Source organism: uncultured Roseobacter sp. (assembly GCF_947495275.1).
GTDB lineage: Bacteria > Pseudomonadota > Alphaproteobacteria > Rhodobacterales > Rhodobacteraceae > Roseobacter.
Window position 1 is genome coordinate 1 of record NZ_CANLYL010000031.1, and the last position, 17,257, is coordinate 17,257.

Here is a 17,257-nt window from a genome sequence, read left to right on the forward strand (position 1 = left end):
CAGGCTCATAACCTGAAGGTCGTAGGTTCAAATCCTACTCCCGCAACCAACTTAACTTCCGAAGCCTCCGCGTCCCGCGGGGCGTTTTTTTTTAGTGATGCAAGCCGTGGAAGCATTTGCGAGTGCGGCGGTTCATGCCCGTCCGTTGAACCCGCGCTGTTGAGCCGATGCGTAGGCTGTTACCCGAATGACGGGACAGTTTCTTACGCATTCAGCTGATCACCATCAATTTTCAAATCGGCCCTGAAGGGGTCAACGGTTCTGGATTTCTAAAAGAACCTTCTCAAGGACAGTTGCGATCATTCTGGTGTCTTCCTTTGTGATCGTCAGAGGGGGGCGGATCTTCAGGACATTGTCGCAGGGGCCTTCGCTTCCCAGAAGTATGCGGTGATCTCTCATCCGGTTTTTGACGTAGGAGCAAATGTCAGAGGCTTCCGAGCCATCCGGATTGACCAGTTCCAGCCCCAGAAAGAGCCCCATCCCACGGACATCGCCGATACAGTCATGTGCATTTTGCAGCTCTTTCAGCTGATTCATGAATTCCTCTCCGACCACAAGGGCGTTTTCCTGCAAAGCTTCGTCATCCACGATGTCCATAACTTCCTTGCCAACTCGGCAGGACAGCGTGGATCCACCGAAGGTTGAAAAAAACTCGATCCCGTTGTCAAAGCTCTCCGCAATTTCTCTGGTGGTCACCAACACTCCCAAGGGGTGACCATTGCCGATGGGTTTGCCCAGAACGACGATATCAGGCAATGCGTCTTGATGCTCAAATCCGAAATAGTGCTGACCCAACCGGCCGAGGCCAGTTTGCACCTCGTCGGCGATGCAGATGCCATCTGCGTTGCGGATTTTGTCATAAACGGCGGTGAGATATCCCTTTGGCGGGATGATCTGCCCGCCAACCGACGGGAATGTTTCGGCAATAAAGCCTGCCAAACCATGCCCCTTCTGCTGAAGGGCGATAATTGCTGCATCAACCAGATTGGCAAACTTGCGCGCGCGGTCGGGGTCGTTTCGCCGATAGGTTCCGCGATAGTCGTCCGCTACCTCCACCAATTCGACCCAATCCGCCTGGCCGACACCACCCGGCTTGTTGAACTTGTAGGCCGAAATATCGATCGCACCGGTGGTATTGCCGTGATAGCCGTGATCCGGTGTCACAATGCCCTTGGCACCGCTATGTGCACGCGCCAGGCGCAGCGCCAGTTCGTTGGCTTCTGAGCCTGAGTTCACAAAGAAGCAGACCTCTAGATGATCGGGAAGCTTTGAGAGGATTTTTTCCGCAAAAGCTGTCTGAGCAGGGTGCAGATACCGGGTATTTGAATTTATCCGCTTTAGCTGATCCGCGACAACGGCCTGAATCCGAGGATGAGCGTGTCCGACATGCGGCACGTTGTTGTAGGCATCCAGGTAGGGCCGTCCCCATTCATCAAACAGATGATGTTTCCAGCCCCGTATCAACATCACGGGATCGCTGTAGGTGAGGCTCAGGTTACTGCCGAACCGTGCCTTGCGCTCGGCCAGAACGGTCATCTTGTCAGTCGGGGAATAACGCACCTTGTCGTCCGCCAGGTTCAGCAATGCCGCCGGATTAGGGCAGAGCGCGCGCCATAGGTACATTTCATCAGGATCAGCGACCCCGGGCCAGTCTGCCTCGATCCCGTCTGTTGACAGCGCGAGCTGGAAATGGACATGAGGCGCCCAGCCGCCATTCATCGAAGGGTCACCCAACTGGCAGAACGCCACCCCTTTTTCGACGACGTCACCGGGTTTGAGGCGGTTCAGGAATTCAGGATCAAGATGACCATAGAGTGTATAGAATTGATCCCCTTGGGGCGTCTCGTGGCGCAGGATAATCACGCCGCCGTAGTCCAGATGGCTTGAACGATACTCCGCCACAAAAACTTCGCCACGCAGAGGGGCTGTCAGGGGCGTGCCTGACGGGGCAAAGGCGTCCACGGCCAGATGCACTGTACGCCTGTTGCTCGCTTTCCAGGGTCCTTTGCGGAATGCGAGATCAGTGTAGATCAAACGCGGTTCATGATAATAGCCCAGCCAAATGCAGCCCTGATCTTCGAATTCTTCTCCTACTCTTGCGGCTTCGTCCAACGGCATGTGGAACGGATTCTGCGGCCAAGTAGACTGTTCGACTGAAAGCGACCCCATCGGTGCATCCGCAAGGTCCTGTCCCATGAGCGGTGCAAAATTTCCCCGCTCATTTTCCAGCCATGCCAGAACGCGGTCTGCGCCTTCAACAACCGGTAGACCGCAAACCGCGCGCAAACGGGATTTCAGCAGCCCCCCATGCAGCGCAGTGCCTTCCAGAAACCGCCAACAGGGCGCTTGCGAGATTGTCACATACGGATCATCGGGTGCCTTGGCCGACATCAACGTGGAATTGATCACGCTCACGGCAAGGCGCATGCGCAGCAGGGGCCAGATCATGTCAACTTCAGCAGCGGTCAGCGGATAAGTTGCATGATAGCCCGAAACAAGTGCGGCAAGTGCCGCTTCCGGCTCCGGGTGGTCCAGAACGACATAGGCTGCTGCAATTGCCAGATCGCAGATTCGCGGTGCTGCGCACATATCACCCAGATCAATCAGACCGGAGATGTGACGTGGCCCGGTGAAATCACCGGCGACCATGACGTTGTAATCATTGGCATCATTGTGGATGGCCTGTCTGGGCTGCTCTGCCAGGTCCTGTTTCAGCTCTTCGAAGCCGTTGCAGATGTCTTCAACAATCGCCCGCCGTGAAGGGTCCTTGAGGCAGCATAGTTCTTCGATGATCCAGGCCGCACGTGTCAGGTCCCATTTGAAATCCCGGACCAACCCCTCATGGTCAAAATCCTTCAAAGCCTTGGCAAATCCGGCCAGTACCTGCCCAAAGTCCTGGATTAGCGCGATACTCTTGGGTTCGATCTTGGCATAACATCGACCCGGAAGTTGGTTGAGAATCCAGACCAGGCGCTGATCACCGTTTTCATCCGGCAGGCTCAGCAGTGGCTGACCACAGGATGATCGCACAACATGAGGGCAGGGGAGATCAGGCGCGCGTGCTTTGATATGATCTAATGCCTGCACCTGCATGTCGACCAACCATCTTTCGCAACCGGTGCGCATTACCTTTAGAATATAGCCGGCTCGGCTGGCATCGGCGGCCAGGAAATTCAGGTCGTATTCACCGTCCAGACGGCTCAGCTGCGCGTCAATGTCCCAGTGTTCTTTGAGGGTAGATGCCCAGTGAGACCGCAGATGTGCGTCGCTCTCGTGCTTGTTCATGACCTCACCGGTGCCTTGCGTAACATTGCTACCGTGATGGTCGTGCGAATGCGCGCTGTCAAGAAACGACGCAGAGTGCAAAGCCGATCCCGTTTGTTACGCCCCTTCGATGCCATTGAACTCAGGGTGCTGGCCGACACCGGGCACGATCCGCTTTCGCGTTGAGGATGTTTCGCCTCATTAGGGTCAGAGTTCGCGACATGCAAACAGCGACGCGAGATAGAGATAGCGCAGCCCATGAAGAACCTGATTTGCCCTCAAGCTTTAAGATAGAGGGCTCATCAAGATGCGGGTTCATGGGTTGCGGCCGATTGACAGGCGTATGCTCAGTTCGTGGTTTTATGTTCCGAGTGGTCATCCTTGTTTTCATGACCTGAAGAGCGCTCTTCAATATTGAACATGACCTCGACTTCGCCTGCGTTTTCAAAGACCAACGTGGCTGGAACTTCCTCACCGACCTCAAAGGGATCACCGTTCAATCCCATGAACATCACGTGGAAGCCGCCGGGTTCCAACGCGACTGTTTCGCCAGCCGGAATATCGATTGCATCAACATGCATCATGCGTGCAATGCCGTCGGTCTCTTCGGTTGTGTGTAGCATGACCTTGGGAAAATCCGCGCGTACTTCGATCAGGCGATCCGCGGTGTCACCGTTGTTGGTGACCAACAGATAACCGCCGCCTGTTTTTGCGGTCTTGGCGGTTTCGAAGGCCCTTGGGTGGTCAATGACCAGATCGCCCACAGTGTATTCGTGGGCGAAAGCCACTGTGGTGAAGGTGAACAGGGCGGCAGTGGCCGCCTGAAAGAGAAATTTCATGACATGAGATCCCATAATTTCGAGGGTTTTGAGGGGAGTATTTCGGTAACTTTAAGCAAGGTCATGAAGAAGAGGTGGTGCCCGCGCGCGATGAGATCGGCCAAAAGAAGCACTGGCGATTGACACATCAGGCGCAAGGATGGTTCTGGCGGTCCCCGGATCAAACGCGTCAGCTTGCCCAAAATCCTGACGGGGTAAAAGCACCGAAGCGCTGACAATACAGGCTTCGCAGACAGGCGTTGCCTGATGGGCAAGATCGGCACTTCCGCAAAGCTCGGCGAGTGTGCCGCCCATGCTGAGATAGGCCAGCAATGCCGCCGTATCGTCCTCTTTCGAGAAACGGTGCGCGAAGGCCGTTGATGTCATTGCCAGTGTTGCAACGAGTGTCAGGGCAAGCCTGCTGAAAAGAGGGAGTCTCCGCCAAAGCATAAGCGAGTCCTAGGTGTTGTCTTTGAGATGGTCCAGATCAGAACGCGCGATTGTGTTCTGACGTTTGCGCGGGTCGGAGAATTCACCCAGGCAACCCGTGCCGGAAATTGGCTTGACCGCAAGAGCACAAACTGTCCTGATCCCGGCACCGTTGAGAAGGAAAGACCATGACCTTGCGCCCGCTCGATCTTGATCCCGCACAGTGTTTCATCAATGGCATCTGGCAAGACAGCGGTGGTGGTGAGACGCTTGCGCTGACAGACCCGTCGACAGGTGCGGCCTTGTGTCAGATCGCCCGCGCGTCAGCAGAGGATGTGGGTCAGGCCGTGCGGGCTGCCGCTGACGCCCTGCGAGGACCCTGGGGCAGAGCAACAGCGGCGGAGCGGGGCAGGGTGCTCTACCGGATGGGTCAACTGGTGCTGGAGAACAGTGATCATCTTGCAGAGCTGGAAGCGCGCGATGTGGGCAAACCTCTCAAACAGGCGCGTGCGGATGTGACTGCCTTGGCCCGCTACATGGAGTTTTATGCTGGTGCTGCGGACAAACTTCATGGCAGCACCATACCCTATTTGGACGGCTACACAGTCTATACGCTGCGTGAACCGCATGGTGTGACCGGCCACATCGTGCCGTGGAATTATCCGATGCAGATCATCGGGCGTTCGGTTGGGGCCGCGTTGGCGACCGGTAATGCGGCCGTGTTGAAACCGGCGGAAGAGGCCTGTTTGACGGCGCTTGCCTTTGGGGAACTGGCGCGGCGCGCTGGCCTGCCTGCGGGCGCCCTGAATGTCGTGCCGGGTTTGGGGAGCGAAGCGGGGGCGGCGTTGACGGCGCATCCGGGGGTGAACCATATTTCCTTTACCGGATCGGTTGGTGTGGGTCGGTTGGTGCAGCAATCTGCGGGGCAAAATCTGGTACCTGTGACGCTGGAATTGGGCGGAAAATCCCCGCAGATTGTGTTCGACGATGCGGATGTAGATGCGGCCTTACCATTTTTGGTCAATGCGGGCATTCAGAACGCCGGTCAGACCTGTTCGGCGTCGTCGAGAATTCTGGTTCAGCGCCGTGTCTATGATCAGGTCTTGGCCCGGATGGCTGCACGCTACGCCGAACTGAAGGTCGGTCCAGCTATGGATGACCTTGATGTGGGCCCATTGATTTCAGAGCGTCAGAAGGCGGTGGTAGAGGGTTTCCTTGCACAGGGTTCCGATCTGGAGGTGGCGGCCCGCGCATCTCTTGTGCAGAACTTACCAACCGGCGGCGCTTACGTTCAGCCAACGCTTTTTGCCGACGTTCCTCAGGCGCATCCACTGGCGCGGGACGAGGTGTTTGGTCCGGTGCAGGTTATCATGGCGTTTGAAGATGAGGCCGAGGCGCTGGCGCTCGCGAATGGCACAGGCTATGGGCTTGTGGCCTCTGTCTGGACATCGGACGGTGCCCGTCAAATGCGGATGGCCAAAGCGCTGCGTGCAGGTCAGGTCTTTATCAACAACTATGGCGCGGGCGGTGGCGTGGAGTTGCCGTTTGGCGGTACCGGCCTGTCTGGTCACGGGCGGGAAAAGGGCTTCGAAGCTCTTTACGGATTTTCAACGCTTAAAACGGTCGCCGCACTGCACGGTTGATCTCTCATGCTGCCACCGGCTCCATTGCCGTTTCTGCCCGGCGTTCCTTGCGAAAATACGTGTGATAGAGCACCGGCACCCCGACAAGCGTCAGGATCGACGCAAAACCCAACCCGGCCATGATGGTAACGGCCATCGCGACAAAGAAGGAATCCGCCAGCAGCGGCACCATCCCCAGGATTGTCGTGCCGGCTGCCAGAACGACAGGTCGCACACGGCTGATAGAGGCCGTCACAATTGCTTCTTTCTGCACCAGTCCAGCTTCTTTTTGGGCGTCGATCTCTTCAACCAGTACAATGGCATTCTTGATGAGCATGCCGGAAAGCGACAACAGTCCCAGCAAGGCGGTAAAGCTGAAAGCAACCCCGGTAAAGAGCAATCCAAGCGCCACGCCGTTGACCGCCATGGGGACAATGGTCCAGATAACGGCGGTTTGGCGCAGGCTGCCAAAGAGCAGGACGGTAATCAGCAGCATCGTGCCAAAACTCAACGGCATCTGGCGACCCAATGACGCCTGCGCGTCCCCTGCGCTTTCAAATTCCCCGCCCCATTCCATGCTATAGCCGGGCGGGATTTCTATCGCTTCGATTTGCGCGCGCACTTCTACGAAGGCTGTGGGGGGTGTCACCCCATCAATCACATTGGCCTGCACGCTCAGTGTCGGCACACGTCCGCGGCGTTCGATCAACGTGTCGCGGACGACGACTTCGAAACCGTCGATCATCTGGTCAAGCGGCAGATAGTCCTGAAGGGCGGGGGACCAGACGATCTGATCCAATAGCTGGCCGGGCAGGGCAACTTCGTCTCGGGGCGTGCGCACGATGATCGGGATCAGGCGCTCGCGTTCGCGGTAATTGCCTGCGCGAATGCCGTCGGTGGCCAGCGCAACCGCCTGTCCGAGGCTGGCGCGGGTAACACCAACGGCCTGCGCGCGGTCTTCCGCAAAGATCGGGCGGGTGATGACTTCGCGCTCCCGCCAATCGGTGCGTTCGGTGTGCAGATCCGCTGTTACCGTCTCAAAGATCTTCTGGGCCTGAGCACCGATGCGCCGCAGGACATCCGGGTCGGGACCGGAGAAACGTACCTCGACATCGGCCCCGACAGGCGGGCCATAGATAATCTGTTCTGATCGCGTCTCGGCCCAGGGCAGGTTTTTGGCGGCGAATTGATCGAGCGCTGCCCGTACGGCCGGGATTGCGTCGAACCCCGTGGTCCGGACAACAAGCTGACCATAAGATGTATCCACCGCTGGCGGGTCATAGGTCAGAACGAACCGCGACACACCCTGACCGGCGGAACCGGTGACAGAAAGGATGTCGTCGCGCGTCAGCAGCCACTCCTCAATCTTCGCAAGATCGCGGCTGGTTTGATGGATCGAACTACCCTGCGCGCCTTTGTAGTTGAAATAGAACAGCGGTGTGTTTGCGGGTGGGAAAAATTGCTGGGTAACCTGACCGAAAGCCATCACGCAAGCGACGGTCGTCCCGACCAATCCCGCGATCACCAGCCACCGCATGCGCAGGGCGGCCCGCACCATTTTCCCGTAGACCCGAAACAGGGCCCCATCGTAGGGGTCTTCGCCATCCTTAAGCCCGCCCACCCGGAAAAAGTAATGCGCCAGCAGCGGCGTGACCGTGATGGCCAGCAGCCAGGACAGCATCAGCGAAATCGCAATGACCGCGAAAAGGGAGAAGAGGAATTCCCCCGAAGCATCGGGGCTCAGTCCAATTCCGGCAAAGGCCATCACGCCAATGACCGTCGCCCCCAACAGCGGTATCTGCGTTTTGCCAGCGACCTCACTGGCCGCTTGCGAAGCTTTGCGGCCCCGGCGCATCTCGACCTGCATACCTTCCGCCACGACGATGGCATTGTCGACGAGCATGCCCATGGCAATGATCAAGGCCCCGAGGCTGATGCGCTCGACTTTGACGTCGAAGAGATACATGAAGAAAAATGTCGCCATCACCGTCAACAGCAGAGACAGCCCGACCACAACCGCCGCGCGCCATCCCATGAACAGCGCCAGAACACCGATGACAACGCTGACGGACATCGCCAGGCTGATCAGAAAGCCGATATTGGCCTCATCCACCACCCGATGCTGCTCGTAGATCGGGTGCAATTCCACGCCCAGGGGAAGAATGGTCTCAATCTCCTTGAGATGGGCTTCAACGGCCTGGCCAACGGTCACGATGTTGCGCGAATCCAGTCCTGCGATGCCAAGCGTGAAAGCGGGGGTGCCGTTGTAACGCACGATGTTACGCGGGTGTTCAACGCGCTCGCGGATGACCGTGGCGATGTCGAGCAGATTGACGACCTCGCCCTGAAAGCCGATCGACAACCCCGCGATCTCGCTGACACTGTCCTCCCCGATGGGCGCATCCACGCGCAGATCGCTGCCACCCGACAGCGTTGAACCGGTCGGCACAACCTGATCGGCTTCGGTAACAGCCTGCAATATCACGGTGGGATCGACACCGAGATTGGCAATCGTTCGGCTGTCGGGCTCGACAAATATGGCCTCTTCCGGAAGGCCGGCCACTTGCGCATTGGCAACGCCCTGGACCGACAGGACTTCACGGCGCAGGTAATTGGATATTTCCCAGATTTCAGCATCGGTAAAGCCGGGCGCGGTGACCGCGTAGAAAATGCCAAAAACATCACCAAAATCATCATTCACGATGGAAGGCTGTGCACCTTCGGGCAGGGCCGACTGGGCGTCTGACACCCGGTCGCGCAGATCATCCCAGACCTGCGGCAAGGCATCCCCTCCAAAGCTGTCGCGCATTTCGACTTCCACGACGGAGACGCCGGGAGAATTGCGTGACCGGATGATTTTGACTTCATCCATCTGCTGGACTTCCGCCTCGATGACCTCCGACACCTCTGCGGCGACCTCCGCCGCGCTGGCACCCGGGTAGGCGGTTATCACAAGCGCCGATTTCAGCGTGAAAAGCGGGTCTTCGAGCTTGCCCACGGACAGATAACCGAAAGCACCCCCCAAAAGACAAAATGCCATGAAGAGCCACGTGTAGAGAGGCCGTTCGATGGAGTTGCGTGCGATTTGCATGCTCTATTCCTCAACCGTGAGGCCGGTGTAGCGCCGCACCTTCTGGCCATCCTGCAACAGATGAACACCGGCCCCGACAATCAACGCATCCTCTGGCAGACCGGTGACGCGCAGATCGGTGCCAGCCAGCGAAATGACGTCAACGGGCTGGATGCGGACAATACCGTAATCGGAGGTCTCGCTTTCCGGCTCAAACACCATCACGTCCGCTTTTCGGTCATTGCCAAGAAGCAAGGCTGTTGCCGGCAGTGCGCGACCGGGTTGCGCGTAATCCACATCCACCGTCGCGGTGACCGTCATGGACGCGCCGGGGATCAGGTTGGGAATATCTCTGTCCGGCAGACTGAGAGACACCAGAAAGGTCTGCCCGATTGCCTCGGTCTGAGCTTCGTATTCCTTCAGTTCAAGTGGGATGGGGTCGGGGACTTGCGGCACACTGCCCGTGAAACTTACCGCTTCGGGGGGAATGCCAGACAGGAACAATCTCTCAGGCACATCAATCTGCACGCGGATCTCAGACATGTCATGCAAGCGCAAGATGGGTTGACCGGGGGAGATGTTGGTGAAATTCGCAGCGATGCGGTCTGCCACAAGCGCGGTGAAAGGCGTCCTCAAGGTGGTTTCTTCAAGGTCATCGCGGGCATCACGCAAAGCAACCTCGGCAAGGTCCCGCGCTGTTGCGGCATCTTCTGCGCGTACTGCGGATGTCACATTGGATCGCGCGAGTTGATCGGCGCGTTCGCTCTCGCGTCTGGCCTGCTGCAGGGTAAGCTCGGCGCGCACCACGGCGCGTTCAAACTTCTCTGTGTCCAGCGCGGCCACGACCGTGCCTTGGGCGATGGTCTCCCCTTCGATCACCGGCAACATCACCAGACGCCCTCCGACTTCGAAACTCAGATCAACTGTTTCGCGGGCGGCAATGCGGCCAAAAAATCGTCGGGTAATGCCGGACTTGATGTCTTCTGGGGCAATGATCTTGACCGAGGGCACGGGCACAGGTTGCCCGGACGGGTCAAGATCCGCGACACTTGCATCCTGTGCGACGGCAATGCGCGCTGCGGCGGACAGAATGATCAGGCTGGTGATCAATAGGGTGATTGAACGCGGCATGAAACTCACCTCCAAAAGTAAACTGGTTAGTTTAGTTCTGAGGTACATCTACAGATGCCGACACTGAAGGCAAGTGTTTTCAAATGGTCCTGGCAATGGCGGGCGGGTCGACTGGCGCTCAAATGGTTGCGAGCAGCTCAAGCCAGACCCAGACCGTCAGAACGGAGGCTGCGGTTGCGATCAGAACGGAAGAGGCCGCGACGCGACGGGCACGGCCGTACATATTGGCGAAGATATAGGCGTTGAACCCGGGCGCCATCGCGGCGGTCAGAACGCCCGAGCGGAATGCATCTGGCGCAACGCTCTGAGCGGACCCAAAGAGCCACACCAGGCTGGGATGCAGGATCAGCGTGACGATGCAGACCATTGCTATCGTCCGGCTGTCCCCTTCCGGACGATATTGGATCAGCACGCCACCCAGGGCGAAAAGAGCGGCGGGCAAAGCCGCGCGTGAGATCAAAGAGAGCGCGTCGTCCACGACGGTAGGGATCGGCACTGCGGTCAGATTGACGATGAAACCTAGCCCGATGGCCAAGACCAGCGCATTGCGAAACATGGCCCGCAGGACGCCGCGTGCCATAACGCGCGCGGATTGCCCCCGGTTGCGGGTGATTTCCATCACCGTGATGCCTAATCCGTAGCAGAAGGGGGAATGCAGGGAGACGATGGCAAAATTTCCGGTCAGGGCCTCGGCGCCGTAAGCCTGTTCCGTGATCGGCAGACCCAGGAGCACCGAGTTCGAAAACAGGCAACAAAAGCCGATGGCAACGCAATCTTCCCAGTCGCGTTTGAAAAGGACACGCGCGCCCATTATCCCCAGTATAAAACAAAAGGTTGCGCCCGCGTAGAAACTGCTGAGCAGACCGATGTCGAAGGACGCATAAAGGTCCAGCTTGGCGATCGCCTGAAACAACAGGCAAGGGATTGCGAAATTCTGTGTGAACCGCATGACCCCATCGATGCCCTCAACCGGAAAGAGCCCGCGCCAGACCGACACATAACCAAATCCGATGACCAGAAAGACGGGCAGGATAACATCGAGCAGGGTTTGCATCAGCGACTTTCGTGCCAATGCAACATTGGCGATAAATGATTATCTGTCAGAGAGTTAAGGCAAGGGAAACGTCAATGTAAGGCCATCATAGGCCGGTTCGATATGGTCAGCGGTTTCTGCAAGAAGCGTTTCATAGTCCAGATCGATATGCATGTTCGTGAGTACCGCACGTTTCGGTTGCACGCGGTCGATCCATTCCAACGTGCGGGCAAGATGGGCGTGCGTGGGGTGGGGCTCACGGCGCAGGGCGTCGACAATCCAGCACTCAAGCCCTTCAAGATAGGGCCAGGATTGATCCGGAATATCAGCCACATCCGGCAAATAGACCACATCTCCCATCCGGAATCCCAGGGCGTCCATCCCGCCATGTGCAACGGTGAAGGGTGAAAACTGAATGGTGCCGCCGGCCCCCTCTATTGTGACCTCACCAGCCATCAGATTCATATCCAATATGGGCGGGTATGTGGACCCTTCGGGTTGCACAAACGCATAAGCAAAGCGGTCCAAAAGCGCATCGCGCGTGGGCGCATCCGCCCAGACCGGCAGCCGCGCGCGCATGTTGAAAACGACCATACGCAGATCGTCGATGCCGTGCACATGATCCGCGTGGGCGTGCGTATAGATCACGGCATCCAGCCGTCCGACATCAGCCGCCAGCAGCTGGTTGCGCAGGTCCGGCGAGGTGTCGATCAGAACCGTTGTGATGCCTTCCCCTGTTTTACGCTCAACCAGGAGGGAACATCTTTGGCGTCGGTTCCTGGGGTTGGTGGGGTCGCAATCCCCCCAATGACCTCCCAGCCGCGGAACACCGCCCGACGAGCCGCACCCCAATATGGTGAAACGGATTTCAGCCATTACGCGGCGGCCTCGTAGTTTGCGGCCTTGGTGAAGAGACGGTCAAAATTGGCCTGTGTCTGCATCGCAAACTGCGCGTAATCCACACCGAAAGTCTGTGCCGCGCAACGGGCAGTGTGGGCCGTATACGCCGGTTCATTCCGTTTTCCGCGGTGGGGCGGCGGCGCAAGGTAGGGGGCATCTGTTTCGACCAGAATACGGTCAAGCGGTGCGGCGGCGAAAATATCGCGCAACTCGGACGATCTGGGAAAGGCCGTGATCCCGGACATGGACAGATAAAACCCAAGATCCAGGGCGGCTTTCCCAAGCTCGGCGGAAGAGGAAAAACAATGCATGACGCAAGTAAAGGCACCGGCGCGGTATTCTTCAGTCAGGATGCGGGCCATATCGTCATCTGCTGCACGTGCGTGAATGATCAGTGGCAGGCCCGTGGCACGCGCGGCCTCGATGTGAATGCGCAGGGACGTTTTCTGAACCTCTGAGGATTCCGAGGTGTAGTGATAATCCAGACCGGTTTCGCCGATCCCCACCATTTTCGGATGCTGGGCAATCTCGACAAGCTGATCCACCGTCGCCAGCGGTTCGGTCGCAGCACTCATCGGGTGGGTTCCCGCCGCGTAAAAGACAGGTGCGTGAGCCTCGGCAATCGACCGCACCTTCTGCTCGTTTTTGAGTTTGGTGCAGATTGTCACCATGCGGATCACGCCAGCCTCAGCGGCGCGGGCTATGATCTCGGCATGCTGGCCATCGAAATCAGGAAAATCGAGGTGGCAATGGCTGTCGGTGATCTGAGGTATCTCGGTCATGCCGGTCCGGTCGTTCAGCGCCAGGCCCGAGTTTACCCGGTGGCGGTTTGGCTAATCTTGATCAGGGTATCTAGGACCAGAGCGGCAGGGTCAAGGTTCACCGCACGCCCGTGTCGCATCCGCGCCCCTGTCTCCTGGGCTGTCTGCGCCCAGGCACGGCCCGCGTTTTGCGACCGCGCGAGGCGCGCAAGGATTTCCGCTTCGCCCGCGGCGGCTTCAACGGCAGGCGGGGCACCCGTGGCGCCGGTGCGCGCCAATCGCGACAAAAGCAGATCAATGAGCTCAAACAGGAGATCCCGTTTTGCCTCGGCGCCGCGCGCGGCGGCCCCTTCGGCCAGTTTCAGCGCGGCGGCCCGGTCAAATTGTGGCAGGGTCTGAATAATACGGATCAGCGCGCCATAGGTTTGTAATCCATCCAGCAGGGAAAGTCGGATGGCGGCACCGACAGACCCGCCCGAAAGCTCGGCCAAGGCCGGTGTTTCGGTATGAGCTTCAACTCCGGCCTGTGCCAGAGCGCGGGCCATGTCCTCGGCGGACAGGCTGCCTAGCCGCAGCGTCCGGCAGCGCGAGCGTATGGTGGGCAACAGGCCCGAAGGCTGATGACTGACCAGCAGCAGAGTTGCGCGCTCGGGTGGCTCTTCCAGCATTTTCAGAAGCGCGTTCGCGGCGGATGTATTCATGTCGTCCGCCGCATCGACGATGACGACACGTCGGCCGCCATCAGCAGCGGAAAGTTGAAAAAAACCGGCCAGTGACCGAATGTCATCCACCACAATCTGATCCCGCATCCGGTCGGTGGTCGGGTTCGGTGTGCGCGTGATCGCTTTGAGGCCGGGTTCCGCGCCCGCAGCAATGCGCCGTGCAACCGGGTGTTCTGGGTCAATGGACAGCGACGTAGGCGTTGGTGCTGCGCCAAAAAGTCCGTCCTCCTCGACAGGTGGCGTGGCCAGCAGGAAACGGGCTATTGCCCATGCCAGCGTCGCCTTGCCGATGCCACTTGGCCCCGTCAGTAACCATGCGTGATGCAATCTGCCCGTGGCAAAGGCGTCGAGAAAGGCCTCCTGTGCTGCATCCTGACCAAACAACTGTGCTGTGTCACGCGGATGCGGTGCACCTTCGATTTGGTCCGGCGTACTCATTGCAGTTCGGCGTCCACCACCCGGGCAATGTCCTGAGCGACCGTCGCCATATCCCGTGCGCCATCCACAATGCGGAAGCGCTCCCTGAATTCAACGGCCAGATCGTGAAAGCCCTGACGCATGGCCACTTGCAGTTCCTCGCCGAAGGCTTCGAACCGTTCATCTGCCGTTTTCCGGGAAAGCGCGCGCGATAGCCCTGTTGTCGGATCCATGTCGATCAGGATCGTCAGGTCCGGCTCGCGCCCGATCATCAGATCATGCAGCTGATCAACCGTCGCCCGCAAATCGCCGCGCGACAATCCCTGATACATACGGGTGCTGTCAGCAAACCGGTCACAGATCACAATCTTGCCCTCGGCAAGCGCGGGCAGAATGGTGCGCTCCATGTGATCCCGTCGCGCGGCCGTAAACAACAGGATTTCGGTTTCCGCCGACCAGCGGTCTGGATCACCCTGCAAAACAAGCGCGCGAATTTCCTCCGCACCGGGGGACCCACCGGGTTCGCGTGTCAGCAATACGTCGCGTCCCTGTTCACGTAAATGATCGGCCAGCATCTTGACCTGGGTTGATTTACCGGAGCCATCTATGCCCTCAAACGAGATGAACGTACCGTTCCCACCCGGGTTTGCGTTCACGTTGCGTCCTCAGGTCCCTGCACCAGCTTCTTGAAGAGGACAAGGGCTGCAGTTGTTACGCGGCTGACAAAGCCACCGCGTTCAACGGCGCGATCCGCGACCAGGGGAACGCGCGTCTCGGGCAATCCTTCCAGCGTGAAAACCAGTTCTGCCAGTTGGTCCCCTTTGGCAATTGGCGCACTGACGGGGCCGGTATAGACAACTTCTCCGGCGATCTCATTGCCCGCAAGGGCGGGCATCAACACCTGAATATCCTCTGGTGCGACGAGCCCAACCATGGCTTCGCTGCCCATCCAGACATTGGCTTGCGCGAATTGTTCACCCTCTTTTGCAAGAGGGCGCATTGTGAACTGGCGGAAAGCCCAATTCACAATTGCCTGGGATTCCTGAGCCCGTTCAGCAACGCTGCCAAGGCCCGAGATCACAAAGATCACGCGCCGGTCACCCTGTTTTGCCGAACCCGCCAATCCATATCCGGCCTCTTGCGTATGGCCCGTTTTCAGGCCGTCGGCACCGATCCCCATGGTCAGAAGAGGGTTACGGTTGCGTTTGTTGCTGGGGACACGGTTGTCGAATTCAAATTCGGTCTCTGCAAAAAGCGGGTAGAATTCGGGGAAATCAGTGATCAGCCGGTTGGCCAGCAATGCCAAATCACGCATGGACATCAGATGCCCGGGCTGGGGCCAGCCGTTGGAGTTGGTGAAGGTGGAGTTGGTCATCCCCATCTGCTGGGCCCGTTGGGTCATCAGTCGCGCAAAGCCGTATTCCGTGCCGTCCGGCGACAGTGCCTCGGCGATGACCACGCAAGCGTCGTTGCCTGACAACACGATGATGCCCCGCAAAAGGTCCTCGACCGTAATGCTCTCACCTGACCGCAGGAACATGCTGGAGCCGCCATAGGATTGGGCATGTTCCGATACCGGCAAGGCCTCGTTCAGATCCAGCCCGCCGTCGGATTTCCCGCGCCGGATCGCTTCAAAAGCCATGTAGAGCGTCATGAGCTTGGACATCGACGCAGGCGGCAGGGGGGTGTCGGCGTCCTTATCCAGCAATACGGTGCCCGTGGTTTGGTCAACCACCAGCGCTGCCGTGGCCTTGGTATCAAAGGCCAGGGTGCCTGTTGCAGAAACGATTAACGCAAATAGGGCGACAGCAGATCGGATCATGGTAGCTCCTGAGATGTCTAGTTCGTAACGGCGTAGGCATCAGAGAAACCTTCGCCTTTGATTGTTTGCAGCAGTTTCTTGAGCTCGGAGGAGGAGGACGCCGGGCCAACGACGACACGCCAGAAGGGCTTGCCACCGGCTTCCTGCGCCTTGACGGTTGGGATCAGCCCGGCGCCGCGCATCTGCTTGGCAGCCCGCTCGGCGTTTGCTTCCTGACTGAAAATGCCGATCTGGATAAAGGGCTTTTTCAATGTCGATTTTGGCAGTGTCGATTCAATGACAGGTGCTGAAGCGGCTGCCGCTGTTGTCGTCTCTGTAGGGGTGGGTTCCGCAGCCTCTATGGCCGCACCGGCCGCTGCGATCGGATCGAGAGATGTCTCGTTGATCTCTTCGGGCGTTTCAATGGCGTCCGCCGCCGGCGCGATGGGGGTTTCCTCGACGGTCTCTTTGATCAGAGCTGTGACGTCCAGGTTAACGGGCGCCCCCGCCAATACTCCCAATGCTTCCGCGGCATCGGACGAAATCTGAAGCCGGGGTCCGGGGATGTCCCGCTCTCTTCGGAACAACGCGCCGACAACAAACTGACCATTGTCCTGGTTGCGGATGATGACCCGCTCCGGCTCCTTGACGTCGGGGTGTGCCACCCACACCCCACCCAGCGATGGCCGGCCGTCCCACAGGCCTGACTCTGTTGCCGAAAACACCTCCGGTGCCTCGACATCTCGTTCTATCACGTTGCCTGTCGGCTGAGCTGCCGGGGTTTCTTCGGTTGTTTCGGGTTTGGGCGCAAAAACATCCTTGAAGCTGAAACTCTTGCCTTCTTCGCAGGCCGCCAGCATGCCAGCCGCGAATAGCCCCACCGCCAGACGCATTGTCGAATTACGAAACAGGTTAAATGTGTCGCCGCTCATTGTCGTTGTTTCCTTGCCTGTTTGCCGGACGTTCGGCACGCTCTTTGGCCCCTTGAAGCGGGGTCTTTGACGCTACTCTAGCTTGGCTTATCTTGTCTGGGAAGGTGTCGCGCGAAATATCGGCAAATATCCACGAATTTGCAGGGCTAAATTTTCCGGTTTCAGAATCATTTGCAGATCACTAGGACGGACGGACCGGAGGAGTGGCAGAGTGGTCGAATGCACCGGTCTTGAAAACCGGCGTGCGTGAAAGCGTACCGTGGGTTCGAATCCCACCTCCTCCGCCACTACCACATTTCCTCGAATTTGATCAGGTCGTCTTTGACGACCTTTTTCTTTGTTTTGTGGGTGGTTGCG

At 58.4% G+C, this 17,257-nt stretch carries 13 protein-coding genes and 1 tRNA gene; 2 read left to right on the plus strand and 12 right to left on the minus strand.

Annotation, left to right across the window (positions count from 1 at the left end):
* Positions 1–252: 252 nt before the first annotated feature.
* From Q0802_RS24010 to Q0802_RS24020, 3 genes are all read right to left on the minus strand, one after another.
* The gene (locus Q0802_RS24010; protein ID WP_298922509.1) at positions 253–3,285 is read right to left on the minus strand and encodes an aminotransferase class III-fold pyridoxal phosphate-dependent enzyme; all 3,033 of its coding nucleotides are present in this window, start codon (positions 3,283–3,285) and stop codon (positions 253–255) included.
* Between the two features lie 326 nt (positions 3,286–3,611).
* Complete coding sequence (locus Q0802_RS24015) at positions 3,612–4,103, minus strand: copper chaperone PCu(A)C (RefSeq protein WP_298922510.1); 492 nt, start codon at positions 4,101–4,103, stop codon at positions 3,612–3,614.
* Between the two features lie 51 nt (positions 4,104–4,154).
* Positions 4,155–4,532, minus strand: a complete 378-nt coding sequence (locus Q0802_RS24020; RefSeq protein WP_298922511.1) for a hypothetical protein — start codon at positions 4,530–4,532, stop codon at positions 4,155–4,157.
* A gap of 167 nt (positions 4,533–4,699) precedes the next feature.
* Here Q0802_RS24020 and Q0802_RS24025 point away from each other — a divergent pair, with 167 nt between their 5' ends.
* On the plus strand, positions 4,700–6,154 hold the full coding sequence (locus Q0802_RS24025) for an aldehyde dehydrogenase family protein (RefSeq protein ID WP_298922512.1): 1,455 nt from the start codon (positions 4,700–4,702) through the stop codon (positions 6,152–6,154).
* Between the two features lie 4 nt (positions 6,155–6,158).
* Here the strand turns inward: Q0802_RS24025 and Q0802_RS24030 are convergent, their stop codons facing one another.
* The 9 genes from Q0802_RS24030 to Q0802_RS24070 form a co-directional block, all read right to left on the minus strand.
* The gene (locus Q0802_RS24030) at positions 6,159–9,224 is read right to left on the minus strand and encodes an efflux RND transporter permease subunit (protein WP_298922514.1); all 3,066 of its coding nucleotides are present in this window, start codon (positions 9,222–9,224) and stop codon (positions 6,159–6,161) included.
* A gap of 3 nt (positions 9,225–9,227) precedes the next feature.
* The gene (locus tag Q0802_RS24035) at positions 9,228–10,334 is read right to left on the minus strand and encodes an efflux RND transporter periplasmic adaptor subunit (protein WP_298922515.1); all 1,107 of its coding nucleotides are present in this window, start codon (positions 10,332–10,334) and stop codon (positions 9,228–9,230) included.
* A 118-nt stretch (positions 10,335–10,452) separates the two neighbouring features.
* Entirely contained in the window at positions 10,453–11,388 is a 936-nt protein-coding gene (locus Q0802_RS24040; RefSeq protein ID WP_298922516.1) for an AEC family transporter, read from the minus strand.
* A gap of 54 nt (positions 11,389–11,442) precedes the next feature.
* On the minus strand, positions 11,443–12,243 hold the full coding sequence (locus tag Q0802_RS24045) for an MBL fold metallo-hydrolase (RefSeq protein ID WP_298922517.1): 801 nt from the start codon (positions 12,241–12,243) through the stop codon (positions 11,443–11,445).
* Complete coding sequence (locus Q0802_RS24050) at positions 12,243–13,049, minus strand: TatD family hydrolase (protein ID WP_298922518.1); 807 nt, start codon at positions 13,047–13,049, stop codon at positions 12,243–12,245. Before Q0802_RS24050 ends, Q0802_RS24045 begins: the two co-directional genes overlap by 1 nt.
* A 32-nt stretch (positions 13,050–13,081) precedes the next feature.
* The gene (locus Q0802_RS24055; RefSeq protein WP_298922519.1) at positions 13,082–14,188 is read right to left on the minus strand and encodes a DNA polymerase III subunit delta'; all 1,107 of its coding nucleotides are present in this window, start codon (positions 14,186–14,188) and stop codon (positions 13,082–13,084) included.
* A complete protein-coding gene (gene tmk, locus Q0802_RS24060; RefSeq protein WP_298922520.1) occupies positions 14,185–14,823 on the minus strand; it encodes a dTMP kinase in 639 nt (212 codons plus the stop codon). Before tmk ends, Q0802_RS24055 begins: the two co-directional genes overlap by 4 nt.
* Positions 14,820–15,989 (minus strand): D-alanyl-D-alanine carboxypeptidase family protein, encoded by a 1,170-nt coding sequence (locus tag Q0802_RS24065; RefSeq protein ID WP_298922522.1) that lies wholly within the window; start codon positions 15,987–15,989, stop codon positions 14,820–14,822. The genes tmk and Q0802_RS24065 overlap by 4 nt, the downstream gene beginning before the upstream one ends.
* A 17-nt stretch (positions 15,990–16,006) precedes the next feature.
* Positions 16,007–16,900: an SPOR domain-containing protein gene (locus Q0802_RS24070; RefSeq protein WP_298922523.1), complete on the minus strand. Its 894-nt coding sequence runs from the start codon at positions 16,898–16,900 to the stop codon at positions 16,007–16,009.
* A 197-nt stretch (positions 16,901–17,097) separates the two neighbouring features.
* Between Q0802_RS24070 and Q0802_RS24075 the strand changes: the two genes are divergently transcribed.
* Positions 17,098–17,187: transfer RNA gene (locus Q0802_RS24075), tRNA-Ser, on the plus strand.
* Positions 17,188–17,257 lie beyond the last annotated feature (70 nt).